This window comes from Shewanella sp. JNE2, from assembly GCF_023159115.1.
Taxonomy (GTDB): domain Bacteria; phylum Pseudomonadota; class Gammaproteobacteria; order Enterobacterales; family Shewanellaceae; genus Shewanella; species Shewanella putrefaciens.
This window is the reverse complement of record NZ_CP096169.1, coordinates 2,763,545-2,785,588: the sequence shown is the minus strand read 5'-3', so window position 1 is coordinate 2,785,588 and position 22,044 is coordinate 2,763,545. Positions and strand designations below refer to the sequence as shown.

At 43.5% G+C, this 22,044-nt stretch carries 16 protein-coding genes; 11 read left to right on the top strand and 5 right to left on the bottom strand.

Annotated elements, in window-relative coordinates; all coding sequences use genetic code 11:
• Positions 1 to 309 precede the first annotated feature (309 nt).
• A complete protein-coding gene (locus MZ182_RS12350; protein ID WP_248069700.1) occupies positions 310 to 510 on the top strand; it encodes a hypothetical protein in 201 nt (66 codons plus the stop codon).
• Between the two features lie 296 nt (positions 511 to 806).
• On the opposite strand, the gene MZ182_RS12345 is transcribed toward MZ182_RS12350, so the two are convergent.
• The 3 genes from MZ182_RS12345 to MZ182_RS12335 form a co-directional block, all read right to left on the bottom strand.
• A complete protein-coding gene (locus tag MZ182_RS12345; protein WP_248114721.1) occupies positions 807 to 1,349 on the bottom strand; it encodes a hypothetical protein in 543 nt (180 codons plus the stop codon).
• Between the two features lie 109 nt (positions 1,350 to 1,458).
• On the bottom strand, positions 1,459 to 5,736 hold the full coding sequence (locus MZ182_RS12340; RefSeq protein ID WP_248067059.1) for an EAL domain-containing protein: 4,278 nt from the start codon (positions 5,734 to 5,736) through the stop codon (positions 1,459 to 1,461).
• A 284-nt stretch (positions 5,737 to 6,020) separates the two neighbouring features.
• The gene (locus tag MZ182_RS12335; RefSeq protein WP_248067062.1) at positions 6,021 to 8,810 is read right to left on the bottom strand and encodes an insulinase family protein; all 2,790 of its coding nucleotides are present in this window, start codon (positions 8,808 to 8,810) and stop codon (positions 6,021 to 6,023) included.
• Positions 8,811 to 9,241: 431 nt separating this feature from the next.
• Here MZ182_RS12335 and sixA point away from each other — a divergent pair, with 431 nt between their 5' ends.
• The gene (gene sixA / locus MZ182_RS12330) at positions 9,242 to 9,712 is read left to right on the top strand and encodes a phosphohistidine phosphatase SixA (RefSeq protein ID WP_011919532.1); all 471 of its coding nucleotides are present in this window, start codon (positions 9,242 to 9,244) and stop codon (positions 9,710 to 9,712) included.
• A 76-nt stretch (positions 9,713 to 9,788) separates the two neighbouring features.
• On the opposite strand, the gene smrB is transcribed toward sixA, so the two are convergent.
• A complete protein-coding gene (gene smrB, locus MZ182_RS12325; protein ID WP_011788894.1) occupies positions 9,789 to 10,319 on the bottom strand; it encodes an endonuclease SmrB in 531 nt (176 codons plus the stop codon).
• An 81-nt stretch (positions 10,320 to 10,400) separates the two neighbouring features.
• Here smrB and prmB point away from each other — a divergent pair, with 81 nt between their 5' ends.
• From prmB to MZ182_RS12295, 6 genes are all read left to right on the top strand, one after another.
• Entirely contained in the window at positions 10,401 to 11,345 is a 945-nt protein-coding gene (gene prmB / locus MZ182_RS12320; RefSeq protein WP_248067064.1) for a 50S ribosomal protein L3 N(5)-glutamine methyltransferase, read from the top strand.
• A 124-nt stretch (positions 11,346 to 11,469) separates the two neighbouring features.
• On the top strand, positions 11,470 to 12,564 hold the full coding sequence (gene aroC, locus MZ182_RS12315) for a chorismate synthase (RefSeq protein WP_248067066.1): 1,095 nt from the start codon (positions 11,470 to 11,472) through the stop codon (positions 12,562 to 12,564).
• 79 nt (positions 12,565 to 12,643) lie between these two features.
• Entirely contained in the window at positions 12,644 to 13,819 is a 1,176-nt protein-coding gene (locus MZ182_RS12310) for an MFS transporter (RefSeq protein ID WP_248067069.1), read from the top strand.
• A gap of 52 nt (positions 13,820 to 13,871) precedes the next feature.
• Positions 13,872 to 15,050, top strand: a complete 1,179-nt coding sequence (locus MZ182_RS12305; RefSeq protein ID WP_131523505.1) for an ATP-NAD kinase family protein — start codon at positions 13,872 to 13,874, stop codon at positions 15,048 to 15,050.
• A 4-nt stretch (positions 15,051 to 15,054) separates the two neighbouring features.
• A complete protein-coding gene (locus tag MZ182_RS12300; RefSeq protein ID WP_248067071.1) occupies positions 15,055 to 15,339 on the top strand; it encodes a YfcL family protein in 285 nt (94 codons plus the stop codon).
• Positions 15,329 to 16,102 carry an RNA methyltransferase gene (locus MZ182_RS12295; RefSeq protein WP_248067073.1) on the top strand — a complete coding sequence of 258 codons (774 nt, stop codon included), beginning with the start codon at positions 15,329 to 15,331 and terminating at the stop codon, positions 16,100 to 16,102. Before MZ182_RS12300 ends, MZ182_RS12295 begins: the two co-directional genes overlap by 11 nt.
• Before the next feature lie 77 nt (positions 16,103 to 16,179).
• On the opposite strand, the gene mnmC is transcribed toward MZ182_RS12295, so the two are convergent.
• Positions 16,180 to 18,222, bottom strand: coding sequence for an FAD-dependent 5-carboxymethylaminomethyl-2-thiouridine(34) oxidoreductase MnmC (gene mnmC / locus MZ182_RS12290; protein ID WP_248067074.1), 2,043 nt, complete (start codon positions 18,220 to 18,222; stop codon positions 16,180 to 16,182).
• Between the two features lie 138 nt (positions 18,223 to 18,360).
• Between mnmC and fabB the strand changes: the two genes are divergently transcribed.
• From fabB to MZ182_RS12275, 3 genes are all read left to right on the top strand, one after another.
• Complete coding sequence (gene fabB, locus MZ182_RS12285; RefSeq protein WP_181811372.1) at positions 18,361 to 19,572, top strand: beta-ketoacyl-ACP synthase I; 1,212 nt, start codon at positions 18,361 to 18,363, stop codon at positions 19,570 to 19,572.
• 159 nt (positions 19,573 to 19,731) lie between these two features.
• Positions 19,732 to 20,862, top strand: a complete 1,131-nt coding sequence (locus MZ182_RS12280; RefSeq protein ID WP_248067075.1) for a 4-phosphoerythronate dehydrogenase — start codon at positions 19,732 to 19,734, stop codon at positions 20,860 to 20,862.
• A gap of 2 nt (positions 20,863 to 20,864) precedes the next feature.
• Positions 20,865 to 21,881, top strand: a complete 1,017-nt coding sequence (locus MZ182_RS12275) for an aspartate-semialdehyde dehydrogenase (RefSeq protein ID WP_028761035.1) — start codon at positions 20,865 to 20,867, stop codon at positions 21,879 to 21,881.
• Positions 21,882 to 22,044 lie beyond the last annotated feature (163 nt).

Below are 22,044 nucleotides of genomic sequence, written 5' to 3'. Positions count from 1 at the left end.
GTGCACTTTGCTGTACAAAAAAGCGGCAATCGATTGCCGCTTTTTTATTGCCTTGAGGATAGTTATTGCCTAAAAAATGTTCACATTTTTACGGTAAATCTTGTATTATCCGCCTCCTTAAACGGAAAATGTGTTGCTCATAGTTGAGATGTCCGCAATGGGTATTACTCGCTTTATGGGAGGCAGAAAATATTATCTAACCTTTAAAAAAAGCGGTCTTAAAAATGCGCGCTAATGAATGAGGCTCTCAAGAAGCACGATTGTTTCGATGGAAATTTAAATTGTACTGTTAGCATTTTGAGGTGATTTGTGGTTTTTCTGATTATCTTTATAGCCTTATTCTCGGCTTTATACTTCGGTTTAGCGGCTTTTACTGTGGGTCTTTCAGTTAAGCTATGGGTGTTGCTGGGTTTAATGCTTGGGCCGCTGGCCTATCCACTTTTTATGACACACAGCCATTTAGCGTTGAGGAAAATCCGTTGCAGTGAGAAAGGGATATTTAATAGCTAACAAATCAATTAGTTATGCAATACTTATGTTTTTAACACTTTTTTAAATTCACTTAAAACTAAAGGGAGCTTTTGCTCCCTTTATTGTTTCTAAGCTGCGCTAGCTTAATTAACTATCACTGTGCATGAGTGAGATTCATCAGTACAGAACTTAAATTAGTTCCACCAACCTTTTGCAGAAATCACTTCAAGACGATTCAAGCCTTCAGGCAACTTGACTTTTTTACGCACAGGCTTGGATAAACCGAGTGCTTTTTTGATTGAATTTAGCATAGTTATCTCCTTAACAAATATATGTTATACCAGTTCAAACGATTTGAATTTAACGTTTGGAGAGCCAGCAAGTTCTAATGGCTTGAATTTAACGTTTGGAGAGCCAGCAAGTTCTAATGGCTTGAATTTAACGTTTGGAGAGCCAGCAAGTTCTAATGGCTTGAATTTAACGTTTGGAGAGCCAGCAAGTTCTAATGGCTTGAATTTAACGTTTGGAGAGCCAGCAAGTTCTAATGGCTTGAATTTAACGTTTGGAGAGCCAGCAAGTTCTAATGGCTTGAATTTAACGTTTGGAGAGCCAGCAAGTTCTAATGGCTTGAATTTAACGTTTGGAGAGCCAGCAAGTTCTAATGGCTTGAATTTAACGTTTGGAGAGCCAGCAAGTTCTAATGGCTTGAATTTAACGTTTGGAGAGCCAGCAACTTCTAATGGTTTGAATTTAACGTTTGGAGAGCCAGCAACTTCCAATGGTTTGAATTTAACGTTTGGAGAACCTTCAAGAGCAAAGTTTGCAGCATAACCAATTGAAGATAGCAAAGTAACGACAGTCAGGATTTCTTTAATCATTCTAATATTCTCTCAGGGCAAGTTGATATTGATTTATTATTGACACTGTTTATGCTGTTGCATCTGCCGTGCCAATGTTGTCAAACTTGCATTTATGATATTAAAACGATCAGATAATGTTGTTTTTTGTGGTTTCCTTAACCATGTCCGCTTGAAGAAGTAGAGTAAACTCGGATTCCTTTATCGCTTTGCTAAAAATATAACCTTGGATTTCTTCACAATTCAATGCTCGCAAAATATTTAATTGTGCAGTTTGTTCGACGCCTTCACCAACCACAGAAAGCCCCATATTATGGGCGATGGTGATAATAGAATCGACCATTTTGAGATCGCGATCAGATTTATCAATATCATCAACAAAGGCTTTGTCAATTTTTAAGGTATGAATAGGAAAGCGTTTTAAGTATGAAAGGGATGAGTATCCTGTGCCGAAATCATCTAGTGCTAAACTAACGCCCATTTTAGCCAATTGCTGCATGACGATAATCGCTGCCTCTGGCTGTTTAATTACGGTACCTTCAGTAATTTCTAACTCAAGATGACAAGCGGGGAGTTTGGTTAGTCTTAAAATTGACTCTATTCGTTGCTGGATATCGGGCAGTGCAAATTGACGCGACGATAAATTGACAGCGACTCTACCGTTAAATACCCCCTGTTCACGCCATTTCTGTGCAGCAAAACAGGCTTTACGTAAAACTATTTCACCAATCTCAACAATTAAACCACTTTCTTCTGCGAGGGGAATAAATTCCTTAGGAGGAATTAAACCTTGCACAGGATGATTTAACCTAACTAAAGCTTCCATGCCAGCAACACGACCTCGTTTTAGATCAATTTTAGGTTGGTAATAGACTTCAAATAGATCTTCTTTCAGCCCTTCACGAATAAGATTTTCTATTTCCAACTGCTTAATGGCATGCTGATTGAGCGATTCAGAGTAGAATTGGTAGCAATTTCCTCCTGCCGATTTTGCATGGTACATAGCAATATCAGCTTTTCTGAGCAAGGCCTGCTCGTTCTGTTCATCTTCAGGGTATAAAACGATTCCAATACTTAATCCTAAAACGAGTTGTTCTTCATTTATGTTAAAGGACATTTTGAATGCTTCAATTACTCGTCCTGCAATTGCAGCACTGGCACTAATATCAGAACCTTTATCCAGTACGATTGCAAACTCATCGCCACCTAAGCGATAAATACTCGTATTCTTAGGAAGAATAGATTTTACTCTAATAGAAACAAGTTTTAGCAATTGATCCCCCACTTGGTGGCCTAATGAGTCATTGATACGCTTAAAGTTATCAAGATCAAGTACCATCAAAGAATGGGCAATCTCCTTATTCACTAAGTTACTTAACGTGACCTGTAGATTCGATCTATTGGGGAGTCCAGTCAGTAGATCATTATTGGTTAATTTTCTAAGTTCTTCTTCCTGCTGTTTACGTCGAGAAATATCTGAAAAAACCCCAACATAATGGGATAGTTCACCCAATTCATCATAAATAGCATCGATAGTGAGTTCCATATGAAAGTGACGATTATCCCCTCTAACTGCTTCGACTTCATTTGCCCAACGACCTTGTTGTTTGAGCATGGTTCTTATTTGAGAGGAAAAGTTTTCAGGATATAAATCAAATGTGAGCAAGTTGCCAATAAAATCAGTTCGGTTACGTAATGAAATCTTACAGCACGCTTCATTGACTTCAACAAAACGGTATTCACTGTCGAGAATAAACATGCCTTCTGAAATATTTTCAATGGCTTTTTCAAAAAGTCGTAATTGCTCTTCTTTTTGTTTAAATTGACTAATATTTTTAATGGTTCCCGTCATACGTAGGGCATTATCTTTATCATCTCGTTCTACAATTTTAGCTCTATCTAAAATCCAGACCCAGTTTTCATCTTTACCTTTTACTCTGTAAGCTGCCTCAAAATGATCTGTTTCTCCATAAAAGTGTTTATTAAGTGCTTCCCTAACACGCTCCTGATCCATTGGGTGAATATTACTTTCCTCGTTGTTTTTACCTGAACGATGACCATCGCGAGGGAATTCAAGGGAACCCCAAATATTTGAGCGAAAAATATTTCCCGTTTCTATATCCCAGTCCCACATTTCATCACCACTACCCCATAGGGATAGTTTTAATCTTTCTTCACTTAGAGCTATTTGTCGCTGAGTTTCTCTTCTGCGTAAAATAGTCTTTGTGACAATTAAAAGAGATACCACTAAAAGTATAAAATAAAGTGACTTCGCTTCAGTTGATAACCACCATGGGGGTGTTATGATTATGTCAATACTTTTAACGGGACCTTTTTTTTGAGTTAATAAATCAATTGCATATACTTTAAAAATATACTTTCCAGGTGATAGGTTAGTGTAGGTTGCAGAATTAATGTTATTTGATGCTATCCATTCATCAGATAATCCATCCATTTTATAATAATAAGAAGTGGATAATGATTCTGATGTGGGAGAATTGAATGAGATTGAAAATGGATAGTCTGAGTATTTAAGTGTAATATTCTCCGCAGTGTTTAATGAACCAATAAAGTATCCTGAGTTATTGCTTGTTATTGAATTGAATACGCGCAATTCAGATAGTTCAGATCGAGGTGCTGGAAGTTTTTCAATGTAGTCTAGTACATTGCTTTTTGATATAATACTTAATCCGTTGATGCCGCCAAATAGTAAATGATTCTCATCAATTACACCTCCGCTGGGAGTGTTGTATTCATATTGACTTCCATTTGAAGTGGATAAAATATAAGTGGAGTTGTCATGGATTAAAATAATTTGACCTTGTGAAGATGCAAAGATCGTATTCTCTAGAATTAATATTGAGTATATCCCCTTGTTATTCGAGAATAACTTGCTTAATGTTTTTGTTTCAGTATCATACTTGAACAGTGATGATGAAGTTCCAAATAAAATGTTGTTATTAAACTCTTTGATACTATACGTTAATTCGTTATGGATTTTATTCAATTTACCATTTTTATAATGGTACATACCATTTTGGCTTGCTATAAAAATATTGTCCTTTGAAATATATAATACCTCAAAAATAGGATCTTCCTTTTCCAGACTTAATATGTGATAGATCTCACGGTCTTGTATGAAAAAAACTTTCCCATCTGAAGTGCCAGCAATGATATTATTCGAGTTTATTTTATTTAAAGTAGTGACTTTTTCAGATGTTATATTTTCTTCTACATCTAAGTTATTTATTAATTTAACTCCATTTGAACTGCCAATAAAAACACCTTCTTTTGTCATAACAGAATTCTTATAGCCATATACGTTGCTGTCATAGCTTTTTTTAAGATTAAGATTTTTGTCATAATAATGTAACAGTGGACTATCTGAGGATATTAATATGTTTCCATCAAAACTAAGACTGATATGCCAAACATTTTCATCCAGTAGATCTGTATGATACACTAGGTTATTTGATTTCTTTATTAGTTCAAAACCTTGATTATTTAGTCCGATAATTAAAGAATTTTGGTATGCAATAAAATAGGTTTGCTCTATTTTTTCTTTTCTATTTGATATTTGACCGATAAGAATGTTTCTTTTTATGTTGTAAATTTTATTTTTATTTATTCCGTATAATTCTCCTTCTGTTTCACTTAGGAAGTCATAGATTATAGAGGATGATTTTTTTAAATTTCCTTTTCTGTATTTATATAAGCCATTATTTGTCGAAATAAAAAGATTTCCTTCGTAACTCCCTATATCCAAAACGTCTGTCATTAACATTTTTTTATTGTTATTTTTAATTTCGAATAATTTACCATCATAACTTTTTATAAATATTTCATTGTCAATATTTAAACTTTTCTTTACTTCAAGATAATCTTTCCCTATATAATCATTTCTAATATTGTTATTCTTTAAGTCAAGGCTGACTATGCCTTTATTTATCCCAACTAGAATTTCATTATTAAAGTCATTGTTGGATAAACTCCATATCTCACCATCCAGATATTCACTCTTGATATCGAGAGTGTTAAACGACTCATCATTTTTATTATATAAGACGAGTCCTTTGTCAGTGCCGATTAGGAGTTCATTTTCATTTGTGATAAGTAGGCTTCGAATGAATGAGCTTGGTAAACCAGAAGCACTATCATCAGCATAAAAATGTCTAAATTCTTTACCATCAAAACGATTTAGTCCGTTAAGTGTGCCAATCCAAATATAACCATCTTTGTCTTGAACGATAGAGGTAACTGTACTCTGTGAAAGCCCTTGCGGAACGCCGAAAGATTGCGATTGTAGAACTATTGGTGACTTATCAGAAAAGAGAGATGCATTTACGTCTTTTAATGTGTACAAGCATAAAATAGCGAGCAAGACGACTTTCAAGAGAATGTTAGGCATAGTATTGTTCTTAATATTATCCGATGATGCCATGAAACAATTATGTTACATCACTTTTCCAGAAAGTGATGGGTTTGTCAAAACTGACTTTGTAAAAAATCCTTTTAGTAGCATGTAGATGAGGTAAATTTGAGCGCTATTTGTAGGGTAAGATGGCATCCAACCATGTTTTCCATTGAGATAACGCATAGGCGTGGAAGATACTACTGTAGTATGACGTTATGACAGGGATTTTGTTTGTTCGTCAAAAATGATACTGTTTCATTATTATTTGTAGTTCATGCTCAAAAATTAAACTTATCGGCATTTTGTTTAAATATTTTTAAATCGTTTATCATTTTCTCTGACTTCAGTGCTGCCTGAGCTCTGTGCTGCTCGCCAGTACTAAATAGCACTAAACGATCACTGTGTTTTGTACGCATTTTACGCATCATAAATTTGAGTAAATCTGTACGCGTGAGCTTAGTGATTTCTTCTACGACCAATTCTCTTTGATTGAATTGATAATCCCTATTGCCCACACTCACCCAATAACGTTGACTGCGGGTTTTTAGGTTCGCATCATGTTCCATCACTTGATTAATCAGGCCGAGTTTAGTGCTTTCCCATTCTTCGTTAGTGATTTGCATAACTGCATAATTAAAGTCGGCAATAAATTCGTCTATAGCTTCTAATAGATGCAGTGGTCCAGTTGTTGGTGACTGAATATAGAAAATCAGTCCAGGATGACGATTGAGTGGTAGATAACCTGTGCCTACCATATAGCCCAATTGCTTTTCGGTGCGCAGTTCATGGAAGAAGGTTGATGACATAGTGTGATTCAACAAGCTGAATAGTGCCATTTTTTCTGGCGTTGCAACAGCTGATTGATAATAAACGATAATAGCGCTGTCTTGGTGGTTTATGGCGAGTTCGCGCAGTAGTGTGCCTTGACCTGTTAGATTGACTAATTCTCTAGTTGATTCGGCACTTGGCGTCGAGACTAAGGATAAAATATGTTCTAAACGCTTGCCAAGTGCTTGTGCTTCAGAGACTAACCAATCCCCGTAGACTAATCCTTCAAGATAGATTTTTTCGTAGAAGGCACGCACATGGTTATGTAAATCCTCTAGGGTGATATTTTCTAGCATTTGGGCCATGCGCACCGGTTCATAACTGCGTTTTTGCAGAGTGACGGTAAGGCTAGTAAATAGTTGTGTAATAGGCTTAGCTTGTGCCAAATTCTGCCAACTACGTAGCAGTTGGGATTTAATCAGTGCAAAACGCTCTTCGGTAAAATTGCGCTCCCTCGCTTTGTGGATCAACAATGCTAATAGGGCTTCTTGATTACCGGTAAAACCTGATAAGTGCAGAGTAATCCCCCCTTGATGCGGGTAAATATTGTAGCTTAAGCCCGCAACTTCGGCCTGATAGGTGGGCTCGGTCAGATAATCGAGTAGCATCTCAACATACAAGCGGGTGAGGGCGGCATGTTTTGGGGTTTTACTTGCTTGCTCTGAATCCAGCGATAAATACATATGGCCCTTTGGCACATTGAACTCATCGTCTTTCTTGTGCCAAATTCGGTATCCCGATGATTCTGCAACTATCACAGGCACAGCGACTAGGCTTTTATCTGGACGAGCAATCGAGTCGGCGACAATAAAAGGGTTCGCTGTGGGTAATTGTAACTCGGGACGGATATGCTTTACTTGCCAGCGTGCAATAGATTCTGGAGGGATAGAGCTAACTTTGTAAGGTGTATGATACCAATTAGCCTGACGATCTGTTTTCACGGACTGTGCAACAAGCTGTAAGCGCATATTTTGTGGCACCATCAATTCAAGTAGCTCGATGGTCTCCGCAATATCCAGTCCATCCATGCGATAGTCACCAAAGACTAAGTCTTCAACCTCATAATGATGCATATTGATGCTGAGATGGCTGGCTAAATCGAGGGATTTAACTTGCTCTTGGTACCGAAACGCCATTTTGAGTAGGTTTGCTCTTTCTAAATAACGCCACTCATCTAAACCTTGGGTTTTGATGAGTTCGATATACTCAAAACAACTGCAAATAATGTCATCAAGATTGGCCAGCCCTTTATCTGTTAGCTGCAATCCAATACTGTAATCTTTAAAATTATATCCATTAACACCGCCACCAGCAGACAAGTTATTCACCAGCCCTTGCTCTTTAAGATAAGATAATAAGCTGCCTTTACTCTCATTACCTAGAATATGGCTTATATAAGTCAGAGGTTTACGTTTGTAATAGTGATCAATGCCGGGGAAATTAAAGCTGATACTTAGGCGTTTTTGATCTTTAAGCGGCACTATATCAACTTGAGTTAATAATTCTTTGGGTGAAAAAAGCGGTACTTGAGGATAGTTTTTCACTAAATTTAAGTTACGGATCCCACTGAAATAATAACGGGCTAAGTGTGCTAATTCATCAAGGGGAAATGGTGCAACTAAGCACAAGGTCATTAGGTTGGCACTGTAATGATGCTGATAAAAATCCAATAATTCCCCACGGATCTGCGCTTGCTCCCCTCCTAATGTGACTAAATTACCCACGGAAAACTTCGAGAAAGGATGCTGTGGATTAACGGTTTCTTTCAGCACTTGGTATATTCGGCGGATATCATCTTTCAGTTTTAAACTAAATTCAGATTCAATGGCTTGGCGCTCTCTATCGACTAAGTCTAAGTCAAATTTAGGTGCGATAAAAAATTGGCTGAATCTGTCTAAGGAATCGGCAAATACGTCTTCATTGATGGTGAAAAAGAAATTAGTGTGCTCAGTGCCTGTCCAAGCGTTATTGCTGCCGCCATGTTGATTGATAAAGGCGTGATACTCGCCTGAATCGGGGAATTTTTCTGTACCAAGGAAGAGCATATGCTCTAAAAAGTGTGCCATGCCAGGTCTATCTGTGGGATCATCAAAATGACCTACACCAACAGCCATCGATGCAGCCGCTTGGCTGGCATCTAGATCTTCAACCAATAACACCCTGAGCGCGTTATCTAAAACAAGATAACGATACTGGCGATGGTCGTTTGGGCTTTTATAAATAGACTGAGAGGCTTGCAAAGAGACACTCCGATAACGATAGCTTGTTATATATTGATAGTCTTAATGGTTTTTAGCAAATATCTCTTGTGTTTATCGACTAAAGATTAAGTCGTATACCCAAACCACCTCAAAATGCAGGATTCAGCGGGAATTTAACGCACTTTAGGCAAGGCGGTTATTTGCGGACCTAGTGGGCTAAGTTAAAAATAACCAACACAGCATAAAGTGCGTTAAAAGCCGCCGGGACGGAGCGCCTAGGGCACTCCAATTCCGTGTTGCATCAATTCAAAAGGTAGCCGACATTCTGTCATTGATGCGCCTTGAATTGAAGCACCCTAGGTGCTCTGAAACTCGTATTTTGAGGTCGCTTGGGTATACAGGTTTGTCGAAACGAATTTTAGGGCTACAATTGGGATAAAACAAAAACAAGTGTGGGTAGCGAGAGAAGTATGCAGCTATTTTTGATGCGACATGGTGACGCAGGATTTGATGCCCAATCCGATAGGGATAGAACCCTAACCGATTTAGGAAGGCACCATACCGTTGTGATGAGCAACTGGTTAGCTCGAAGTATCACAGATTTTGATCTTGTCTTGGTTAGCCCTTACTTACGTGCACAGCAAACGTGGCAGGAACTGAGCCAACACTTTCCTGAGCCACGTAAGTGGCTTGTTGCCGATGATCTTGTGCCTTCTGGCGATCCTGCTAATGTTGCCGCTTTAATTGTTGCTTATGCTGAGTTATACAAGGCAGATAGAGTGTTAGTCATTTCTCACATGCCATTATTGGGATACTTAGTGAGTGAATTGGTTGCAGGGGTTGAGCCGCCACTGTTTGCCACCTCTGGAATTACCTTGGTCGATAAACATGCCGAGCAAGCGTCGATTGTGTGGCAGCACGCTCCCCATAGTATTAGCTAATTTAGATTTATATCTCTTTTACAAAACAAACGTCCCACATTAAGTGGGCCGTTTTTTTGTAAAAGCTTGAAGCTAACTAACGTCTATGCGGCAGCTCACCAAGGTCGATTAAGACTAAAAGCGCGGCATCGCCACCCCATTCTTTTGGCGCCTGATGGAAGGCTTTCACCATAGGATGCTGTACTAGCCACATGGGAACTTGTTGTTTCAATATGCCACTGCCGTAGCCGTGCATTACGCAGCAACATTGGCTCTGTTGTTTAACGCAGGCCTGAATGAGCGCCGCTAACTCGAGTTTGGCTTCTGACTGACGATAGCCATGCAAATCCAACAGTAAATCGGGTTGGTAATCGCCGCGTCTGAGTCGTTTTAACTCTAAGCTATCCACGCCATCATCTAACCAACGCATCGGTCCTTGTATAGGCAGTAGTGGCTGATAAGTATCTGAGAAATAGCTGTTTGCATGCAGTTGCTGCTCTTTCAGTGCTATTTCCTGTTTGGTTTTTAAGGGCGTGCGAAAGTGCCGCTTATCCTGAGTGATGGGCTTAATACCATCGATAAGCGCTGAGAACATCGCCAAGCCTTCTTTGTCATCGTCTTTATTCATGGCGGGTATTCTATTGAATCCTATGGTTTCTGAATAGAGTTCAGTTACAATGTTTGGCGAACAAACTAGCAGGAGCACGTTTTGGATAAGATCTTTGTAGATGAAGCTGTGACAGAATTACGTACCATTGGCGATATGTTACGTTGGGCCGTGAGCCGTTTTAACGATGCCAATGTTTACTATGGTCATGGTACTGATAACGCGTGGGATGAAGCCATCGCCTTAGTTTTCCATGCTTTACACTTACCAGAAGAAATCGGCCAGCAAGTGATTTTAAGTAACTTGACCAGCAGTGAAAAACACAAAATTGTCGAGTTGATTATTCGTCGGGTGAGAGAACGCTTGCCTGTGCCTTACCTGACCAACAAGGCCCGTTTTGCAGGGCTTGAGTTTTACGTCGATGAGCGCGTGTTAGTACCACGTTCGCCGATTGCGGAAATGATCGCTAACCGTTTTAGCCCTTGGTTATATAACAAGCCAGTCACACGTATTTTAGATTTATGTACAGGCAGCGCTTGTATCGCCATTGCCTGCGCCTATGAATTTGAAGACGCCGAAGTCGATGCGCTGGATATCAGCGAAGATGCCTTAGATGTGGCGCAAATTAATATTGAAACCTTAGGTGTGATGGACAGAGTGTTCCCGATGCAATCGGATCTGTTTTCGGCCATCCCAGAAGGGCCTCAGTATGATTTGATTGTTTCAAACCCACCTTATGTGGATGCTGAAGACATTGGTGACATGCCGGATGAATATCACCATGAGCCGGCTATTGGTTTAGCCTCAGGTTGCGACGGGTTAGATTTAACCAAGCGTATACTCGCCAATGCCGCGCAATACCTCACGCCAACGGGTTTACTCGTGGTCGAAGTGGGAAATTCTATGGTGCATTTGATTGAGCAGTTCCCAGAAGTGCCATTCACTTGGATTAACTTTGAAAATGGTGGCGATGGCGTATTTGTGTTAACTCGCGATCAACTGGTTGAAAATCAATCTGTATTTGGCATTTATCGCGATGCGCAATAGCCTAAAATAGCAAATTAGGTTGAGACTTTTCCCGCTGCCAGTTAGGCTGGCAGCGGGAAAATAAATTGTCCAGTGGTCGCTGGACACGGAGCGATGAACAAATATTCTAAGGTGTACAAAGCGGATGTCTGGAAACAGTATTGGTCAAAATTTTGTAGTGACGACGTTTGGTGAGAGTCACGGTGTAGCACTCGGTTGCATTATTGATGGTTGCCCACCTGGGCTTGAATTAACCGAAGCCGATATGCAGCATGATCTTGACCGCCGTCGTCCTGGGACATCCCGATATACCACGGCCCGTCGTGAGCCCGACGAAGTGCGGATTTTATCCGGCGTTTTCGAAGGTAAAACCACGGGCACCTCGATTGGACTCTTGATTGAAAATACCGATCAACGCAGTCAAGATTACTCTAATATCAAAGATTTATTTCGCCCTGGGCACGCCGATTATACCTACCAGCAAAAGTACGGTATGCGTGACTACCGCGGTGGTGGCCGCTCATCAGCCCGTGAAACTGCGATGCGGGTTGCGGCGGGGGCGGTGGCGAAAAAGTATTTAAAGCAAGTTCACGGTATCGAGATCTATGGGTTTATGTCGCAGCTAGGTCCTATTTGTGCGCAGACTATTGATCTTGACCAAATCGAGCAAAATGCCTTTTTCTTCCCCGATGCTAGCAAGCTTGAAGCGCTCGATGAATACATGCGTGAGCTGAAAAAATCCGGTGACTCGATTGGCGCGAAAATCTCCGTCATCGCGACAGGTGTGCCTGTGGGTTTAGGTGAACCCGTATTTGATAGACTCGATGCCGATATCGCCCACGCTTTGATGGGTATTAATGCCGTCAAAGGTGTTGAGATTGGTGATGGTTTTGGTGTGGTGACGCAAAAGGGCTCCGAAGGGCGTGACTTAATGTCGCCGCAAGGCTTTGAATCTAATCATGCGGGCGGTGTGCTCGGTGGGATTTCATCTGGTCAGCCGATAATTGCCCATATTGCGCTCAAACCCACATCAAGTATCAGCGTGCCTGGTCAAAGTATGACGGCGCAGGGTGAAATGGCCGAAGTGGTCACTAAAGGTCGTCACGATCCTTGCGTTGGGATCCGCGCGGTACCGATTGCCGAAGCTATGCTTGCCATTGTGCTGATGGATCACTTGTTAAGACACAGAGCGCAAAATCAAGATGTACGCAGTCAAACGCCCGTTCTCGGAATGAGATAGGGGTATGCGATAAGTGGCATGAAATAGCTGGTATGCGATAACGATACAATGAGTGGCATGGGATAAAGGGAATGCGTTAATGTCAACTTCTTCTAGCACAAGCCGGCAATTGCGCTGGCTTTGTGCCTGCTATTTTTTCTTTTTTTCTATTCTCGGCACTATGGTCCCTTATCTTGGGGTCTTCTTCGAAAATCGCGGTTTTAATCCCCAAGAAATTGGTTTTTTACTCGCCATCTTGATGGCGACGCGCATCGTTGCGCCGAATGTGTGGGCTAAGGTGGCTGACCGTACTGGGATGCGCGCTGAGCTGATCAAAATGGGCGCGGGAGCCGCCGCGCTGGCCTATTTGAGTTTCTTCTACCATGGTGGTTTTGTGTATATGGCGCTGAGTTTGGCCCTCTATACTTTCTTTTGGAATGCGATCCTCGCTCAGCTTGAAGTGATCACCTTAGAAACCTTAGGCGAGAATGCCAGTCGCTACGGTCAAATACGCAGTTTTGGCAGTATAGGTTTTATCTGCCTTGTGGTGGGTGCGGGCTTTGCTATCGGCCAGTGGGGCACCGAAGTGTTGCCTTATATCGGCTTGACGTTATTTACCGGGATGCTGCTTAGCGCGTTGCCGCTACCCGCCAATCGAGCGGTGCGCCCCGCGGGGCAGGAGCGGCACAGCCTTAAATGGACTAAGCCAATTGTGTGGTTCATGATTTCCGCTATGTTGTTGCAAATGAGCGCAGGGCCTTTCTACGGCTTCTTCGTCTTATATTTAAAACAAGCGGGTTACTCAGAATCCTCGGCGGGGATATTTGTCGCCCTTGGCGCCATGGCCGAGATCGTGATGTTTATGTTCGCGCCGCGTTTACTGGGTCGCTATGGTGTTAACACCCTATTGATTGTCAGTATCGGCATGACTTGCTTGCGTTGGTTATTGGTCGCCTTTGGGGTCGATAGTGTATTGTGGCTTGGTTTTAGCCAATTATTACATGCCTTTACCTTTGGCTTAACCCATGCGGCATCGATTCAATTTGTGCATAAACATTTCGATGCGAGTCATAGAAGCCAAGGTCAAGCCCTATACGCCAGTTTAAGTTTTGGGGTTGGCGGCGCGCTCGGTACTTGGATTTGTGGCTATATTTGGGGCGATGGTAGCGGGGCGGTTTGGTCTTGGGTATTTGCCGCAGTATGCGCCTTTGCCGCTATGCTGGCGGTATTCTTTATCCCTAAGGATAAACCGGGTGTTGCAGCCCATACGGGCTAGTCATATCCATTAAGATAAAAAAATCAAAAGATTGCGTTAAGTGAGGTAAAGGGTGATTCGGTTTCGTTTAGGGTTAGTTATCAATCCATTAGCTGGCTTAGGTGGCAGTGTTGGCCTTAAGGGCAGCGATGGCGTTGCCGAAGAAGCGCTCGCCTTAGGCGCTGAACCCAAAGCCGCCTTGCGTATGATGCAGGCCCTCGAGGTTATCCGTGATTATAGTGATGACATTGAAGTCATTACCGCTTCAGGCATCATGGGTGAAGACGCCGCTAAAACACTCGGTTTTACCACGCGAGTGGTGTATCAAACTCCGGATAAAACTCAGGCGCTGGATACGCAGGCCGTTGTGCGTGCGCTGCTGGATGAACCGTTGGATTTACTCCTTTTTGCTGGTGGCGATGGCACGGCCCGCGATGTTTACTCCGTATTTGAACAAGCCACTATCGACGACAAACTCCCCGTGCTCGGCGTGCCTGCTGGGGTGAAAATTCATTCCGGCGTTTACGGTATTACGCCCCATGCATCTGGCATGGTGGTCAAGATGTTACTCGATGGCGAACTTGTCAGTTTGATGTCCGCCGATGTGATGGATATTGACGAAGTGGCTTTTCGCCAAGGCACAGTGCGTGCTAAACGCTTTGGTGAGCTCTTAGTGCCCGCCGAGCCGCGTTATGTGCAAGCGGTGAAGATGGGCGGCAAGGAAGTCGATGAACTCGTGCTGGCCGATATCGCCGCCGATGTGATCAATCAAATGGAAGATGAATTGTACATCATGGGCTCTGGCAGTACGGTTGCCTTTGTGATGGAAGAGTTAGCTCTGGATAATACCCTGCTCGGTGTTGATCTTATTCAAAATAAAAGTTTAGTCGGCAGTGACTTAACCGCGAATGAATTACTCGAACTGACCCAAGATAAGCCGACTAAGTTGGTGATTACCTTAATTGGTGGCCAAGGCCATATCTTAGGGCGTGGCAATCAACAGTTGTCGCCCGAGCTGATTCGGCGCATCGGAAAAGACAATATTATTATCCTTGCCACAAAAACTAAGCTAAAAGCACTTGATGGACGACCACTAATTGTGGATAGTGGCGACCCTAAATTAGATAGCGAGCTTGGCGGCTATTATAAAGTGACGACGGGCTACCATGATTACGTCATGTATCAGGTGGCCAATCCAGATTTATTGGTCGCAGCAGATGTGTCGGCCAATCCAGTATTAATGGAGAGTTAGACCCATGTTAGAGCATTACGAAGACGCATTAGAACAGTGGATCGCCAGTGTAGTCAACCATGGTGATGACGATGCTTTGTTTGCCTGTGGCTACTTACAGGGCCATGTGGCCGTAGTGTTGTCGCAATTGGAAGCGCAGGGTGAAACGGATCTTGATGCGTTAATGCTAAAAATGACCGACTGTCTAGCACTCGCGCGCCAAGAATTAAACGATGCCGATTATGCCTTGGTTGAACAGGCATGGGCACAGCTGCAGGCAAAGATTATAGGCGAATTGGATGTTGCCTAGCGTTATGCCTATGACTGACGATGAGCAAGTGACTAATACCGAAGTAACGAGTGTAGAAATGCCGAGTGCTGAATTAGCCTGTGAGCAAACGCTCGATGCTAGCGCGGTATTTATTGGTTTAGTGAATCCTAAAACGCCCGTTAACGTCGGTGGCATTATGCGCGCATCAGGTTGTTATGGCGTCAATGGCGTATTTTATACCGGCAGGCGCTACGAGTTAGCCGCGCGTTCGGGGGCTGTGCAATACCATGTCGATACTAAAGATGCTGGCGAGCGCATTCCGCTCACGGGCGTCACTTCATTGTTAGCCGCGATTCCGGCGGACACTCAGCTTATTTGTGTCGATTTGGTGGTGGGCGCAACGCCGCTGCCGGATTTTGTTCATCCCGCGAAAGCCTTTTATGTGTTTGGTCCTGAAGATGGCACCATTGGCCAAGAGATTATCGATAAAGCCGACGCCGTAGTGTATGTGCCTACGGTCGGTTGTATGAATCTTGCGGCTTCGGTCAATGTGTTGCTATACGACAGATTGGCCAAATCCCATCGCGTTGCTGCAAGCCTGACATCGAGCCTAGCATCTGGTCTACCTTCGAACCTAAGTGGCGATGCGCTTATTCGTCAGAGTCGCGATAACAACAATCGTACTCGGGTAAAAGTGGCGAGAGAATCGAGAAAGCCCCGACATATTGAGGCTAGTTGTGTAGAGCCTAGCTGTCTTGAACCTAGCAGCAGTGATAACACTATTGTTGTTACTGCCGCTTAAGTGGTTTACAGAAAATAATAAAAAAGGGATTAAGCCTTGGCTTAATCCCTTTTTTATTTGTACAGGCGATGGCAAAGCTAGAGGGATTTTCCCTTGAGTAACTTTCGCAACCACATACGATTAGGGTTGAGTTTACACAGGGTTGCTTTATCGAGTGGTATTGGTTCGCCGCAAAGCTGCGCCGCGAGACATTCGGCGGCAAGTGGCCCAGAACTTAGTCCCCGTGAGCCTAACCCACCAAGAATATACAGCCCTTGATGCACCGGCGCTGGCGTGGTTTGCCAGTAGTGGCGACTCTCTTTAGTGAGTTGATGTTGCTCATAATCCTCAAGGATTTTCGCCACATCGGGCGCGCAGCCCATCATAGGGAAATGATCCCGCGTCACCATACGCACGCCAACGCGAGCATTGTTGCCACTCATGTCGATATCATCAAGCCAGCCTTGGTCAGGATAACTTTCATGCATTTTGGCGAGATTTTCTTGCTGCTCCTGCGGGCAAAAATCTAAATGCTTAGGTTCTTTAACGTAACTCGCGCCAAGACAGTGGAGTCCTTGGTGACTTGGGGTTAAATAACCGTTGGCGCACAGCACAGTCGCGAGCTGACTCAATTGAAATTGAGTGGGCACATGGCTGACTTGGCCGCGAAAAGGGCTAATTTGTAATTTGTTACTGGCATCAAATTGCGTGAGTGCTGCGCCATTGGCGAGCACAACTTGCGCAAAGGGGCCAAAGCGATGCTTAGCGGTGATTAAATACCAACCTTCACTTTGATGCTCAATTTCAAGGATCTCAGTCTCCAAATGGAGTTTGACCTCGGTAAGCTGCTGCGCTTTTTGTAGTGCGGCTTCGGCATATTCGTAGGGACAAACCCAGCCAGCCAGCGGATAGAAAAAGCCTGATTTGTCAATATTAATGTTCGCAAGAGAATTGGCCTGCTGCGCATCGACTCGATAAGCGATTTCACTTGGCCAGTTCTGGCTTTGAATAATTTTATCGAGTCGTAATTGGCTGCGTTCATCGTGGGCGGTTTGCAATACCCCGCAAAAATTATGGGAAATCGGCGTTTGATTTGGGGCGGGGACAGATGTCAGCGCCTGTACTCTACGGCGGCTAAATAAGAATGCCTGCTGGAAGAAGCGGCTTAATTCATCATTTTCTGGGGTCAGCAGTGGATAAATTGCCCCTTGGCGATTGCCCGAGGCGCCTTGGCCAAGCTTGGCATCTTTACAAAAGAGCTGCGTGCTTTGGCCACGCTCCGCCAAAGACAGTGCCAAATGCGCCGAGGCGAGTCCGCCGCCTATGATGGCAATCGAGCTGGGTGCCTCCGAGGGTAAGATTGCAGCCATAGGATTAAAGGCATAGGCTTTAGCGTCTTGCTGGCGTAAGACGTGGCGCTCGTGTAACAAAATGGCATCAGGCTGAGGGTTTGTCTGTATTTCAGCGCAGGTAAAATCCCTCACCTCAAAGCCACAGGCTTGGAAACGATTGACTGTTGTTTCGCTTAATCCGCTTGATTCGTTTAATCCAATCGTTGCAACAGTGGCGCTATCGTCACTGAGTTTTGCCATCTGCCAATGGATCTGCTGATGTAACCCATTTTGTAGATGGGGCAATACCAGCCAGTGCTGAACGGGGTGCAGCGGAGAATGGATGAGTGAACTGAGTTGGGATTGAATATCACCAAAGTGCAGGTCGATTGTGGTACGACCGTCATCAAAAATTAATCTCTGACAACCTATAATAGCCGTCGGCTCTGTATGAAGTAAGCGTTGGGCAAGTAGCTCAAGTTCAGGCACTTTGGCTAAACTGGCGGATTGATCCCAAAGTAATTTAAGTTCGTACGCATTAATCGGATGGGGTTCGAAGACTTTAAGGAGTAATCGTTGGTTAGGGTTCGTCTGAGTGCGCCACCAAGATAAGAGTTCAAGCCCGTTACCTAAACCCATTTGCCCTAATACTAAGAGTTTTTGCTGTGAATGAGCCTCAAATACCCGCTGCTGATAAATGCTCAACTTGCTGAGATAGTGTGCATCATTGTGAGCGGTTGCGGGATAAAGGTTGATTAATTGCGGGTAATCGCGCTTAATTTGGCAAGGTTTATTGGGCTCTGCAGTCAAAGAAATTTACTCTCGGTCTCATAATTGGCATTATTTTACTCGCCTTTATGGAAAGCTGACCACTTAATTGAGTCAAAACAGATACTATTGGCTCAGCGAAAAGTAGGTACTGACATGTACACAATGGATAGCAATAAAATGAAAAGAGTCGTGATCACCGGAATGGGTGTTGTTTCAAGTATCGGTAATAACAAGCAAGAAGTGACCGAGTCACTGAAAGCGGGCCGCAGTGGTATTACGCATTCAGCTCAGTTTGAAGAGATGCAATTACGTAGCCATGTATGGGGTGACATCAAGTTAAACCCTGCTGAGCATATCGATCGTAAGGCATTGCGTTTTATGGGTGATGCGGCAGCTTATGCCTACATTGCTATGCAAGAAGCGGTTGCCGATGCCAATTTAACCGAAGAGCAGTATTCAGATCCGCGCGTAGGTTTGATTGTGGGTACAGGCGGCGCATCATCGTCTAACCAAGTTCAATCTGCCGATACACTGCGTGAAAAAGGCGTTAAACGTGTTGGTCCGTATATTGTGCCTCGCATCATGTCGAGCACGGCCAGCGCCTGTTTAGCCACGCCATTTAAAATTAAAGGCATGAACTATTCTATCAGTTCAGCCTGTGCAACCAGCGCCCATTGTATTGGTCACGCCGTTGAACTTATCCAAATGGGTAAGCAAGACATGGTGTTTGCCGGTGGTGCTGAAGAAGTGGATTGGACGCTGACCATGGGCTTTGATGCTATGGGCGCACTGTCAACTAAGTACAATGCCACACCCGAAAAAGCTTCTCGTACCTATGATGCTGACCGTGATGGTTTTGTGATTTCTGGCGGCGGCGGTATTTTAGTGGTTGAAGAGTTAGAGCATGCTCTGGCTCGCGGCGCAAAAATTTACGCTGAAGTCATTGGTTATGGCGCGTCTTCAGACGGTTATGACATGGTGGCTCCATCGGGTGAAGGCGCTGTGCGTTGTATGCAAATGGCGATGATGGATGTCGACACCCCAATCGATTACATCAATACTCACGGCACTTCAACGCCAGTGGGTGACGTGCGTGAATTAGAAGCGCTACGTGAAGTCTTTAAAGACAAGTGCCCACCGATTGCATCGACTAAGTCTATGACAGGTCATGCATTAGGCGCCGCAGGCGTACATGAAGCGATTTACAGCTTAATCATGATGGAAAACAGCTTTATTGCCCCAAGCATCAATATCGATAATCTGGACGAAGCGGCGAAAGATATGCCTATCGTGCGTGAATATCGCGATGCTGAGCTGAATACAGTCATGAGTAACAGCTTTGGTTTTGGTGGTACAAACGCCACGCTAGTGATGCGTAAATTCAAATAAGTTTGTTTATCAGATACGATAGAAGGGAAGCTTAGGCTTCCCTTTTTTATGAGCATTTTTTGTAAACCTGTTGCATCGACAAGGATTTATCCCATTAGTCTTGTTAGAATACCGAGCATCTTGATGCCTTCCATTCCCATTTTTTCAAATCAGGTGCCCATGAAGATTTTAGTCGATGAAAATATGCCCTTTGTTGAACCGTTATTTGGCGATCTCGGGGAAATTATTCCTGTTAATGGCCGCACGTTAACCGCAGCGCAAGTGCGCGATGCCGATGTGTTATTAGTGCGCTCTGTCACCAAAGTGAATGCCGAGTTGCTCTCGGACAATCATCAACTGAAGTTTGTCGGCAGTGCCACTATAGGCACAGATCATGTGGATTTAGCCTACCTTGCCGAGCGTAATATCCCCTTCTCTAATGCGCCAGGTTGCAATGCGACTGCGGTTGGGGAGTTTGCTTTTATCGCTATGCTGGAGTTAGCACAGCGGTTTGATTCGCCGCTTAAGGGCAAGGTCGTCGGCATAGTGGGCGCGGGCAATACTGGTACTGCAACGGCTAAATGCTTGCAAGCCTATGGTATTAAGGTGTTGCTTAATGATCCCATCAAAGAGAAACAGGGCGATCCGCGCAGTTTTGTGAGCTTAGAAACCATTATGGCGCAGGCCGATATCATCAGTTTACATGTGCCCATCACGCGCACGGGCGAGCATAAAACCAAACATTTATTAGATGAGGCGCGCTTAACGGCGCTCAAACCCAATACTTGGTTAGTTAATTGCTGTCGTGGAGATGTGATAGATAACAAAGCACTTGTCAGAGTTAAACGCCAGCGTGATGATCTCAAACTTGTACTCGATGTGTGGGAAGGCGAGCCAACACCTATGCCAGAACTCGTGCCACTGGCTGAATTTGCCACGCCGCACATTGCAGGTTACAGCCTAGAAGGTAAGGCGCGCGGCACTTTTATGCTCTATCAAAAACTGTGTCAGTTACTTAATATTGCTGCCGATAAAAGCCTGCTGGATCTCTTGCCAAGCTTTAATATTAAGGCTGTTGAATTGGCGACAGCGCCTGACGAAAAGGCACTCTTACAGTTGGCACGTTTTGTTTATGATTTGCGCGATGATGACAAGATGTTCCGAAATATATTCTTAAATGAGAATGGCTTTGACACTATGAGAAAAAATCACCGACATCGACGCGAATTTAGTGCATTGGCGCTGGCTTATGACCGTCAACTTGAGGTAGATTGGTTATCCAATTTAGGGTTTTCAGGAGTCGGTCAGTAGCTATGTCACAGGAATTTAATGTTGTCGTTTTAGGTGCATCGGGCGCAGTGGGTCAAACTATGATAGAGATCCTCGAAGAGCGTAACTTCCCGGTTGCCAATTTGTACCCTTTAGCCAGTAGCCGCAGCGCCGGTGAAACGGTCAGCTTTCATGGCAAACAAATTACCATTCTCGACGTAGAAACCTTCGATTGGACCCAAGCTCAAATTGGTTTCTTCTCTGCAGGAGGTGATGTTTCCGCCAAATGGGCACCGATTGCCGCTGAAGCAGGCTGTGTTGTGATTGATAACACCTCTCACTTTAGATACGACATCGATATTCCTTTGGTTGTACCTGAAGTGAATCCGCATGCTATCGCGGATTTTCGCAATCGCAATATCATTGCTAACCCAAATTGCTCAACGATTCAAATGCTGGTGGCACTTAAGCCTATTTATGATGCCTATGGGATCAGCCGTATTAATGTCGCGACTTATCAGTCAGTATCGGGTACAGGTAAAAAAGCCATTGAAGAATTGGCGCATCAGTGCACTAAATTACTGCAAGGTTTACCCGCTGACGCTGAAGTCTATCCGAAGCAAATTGCTTTTAACGTATTGCCACAAATCGATAAATTTATGGATAACGGCTATACCAAAGAAGAAATGAAAATGGTCTGGGAAACCCAGAAGATTTTCGGTGACGATGAGATTTTAGTGAATGCGACAGCTGTACGTGTGCCTGTGTTTTATGGTCACTCGGAAGCCATTAATATCGAAACTCGTCAGCCTGTTGATGCCGAAGACGTTAAAGCTTTACTGCGTAATGCCGAAGGAGTGGTATTGTTTGAATCCGATGAGGATTATCCAACAGCAGTGACCGATGCCGCAGGAACCGATCCGGTTTATGTGGGTCGCATTCGTAAGGATATTTCTCATTCTCACGGCATTAATCTGTGGGTCGTGTCTGACAATATTCGTAAAGGTGCAGCCTTAAATAGTGTGCAAATTGCCGAGATCTTAGTGAGAGATTATTACTAAGTATTAACGTGCATTTGATGCCATTGAAAAAGCCTGCTGTCAGCGGGCTTTTTTTGTTTTACAATTGTGAACAGTAGCAGGGCGGGGATTTCTAGTTTATAGTAATCTCAATAAATACAATTGCCTAAAGCCTGTTATCAGCGAGATAACTTTACAGCGCTTC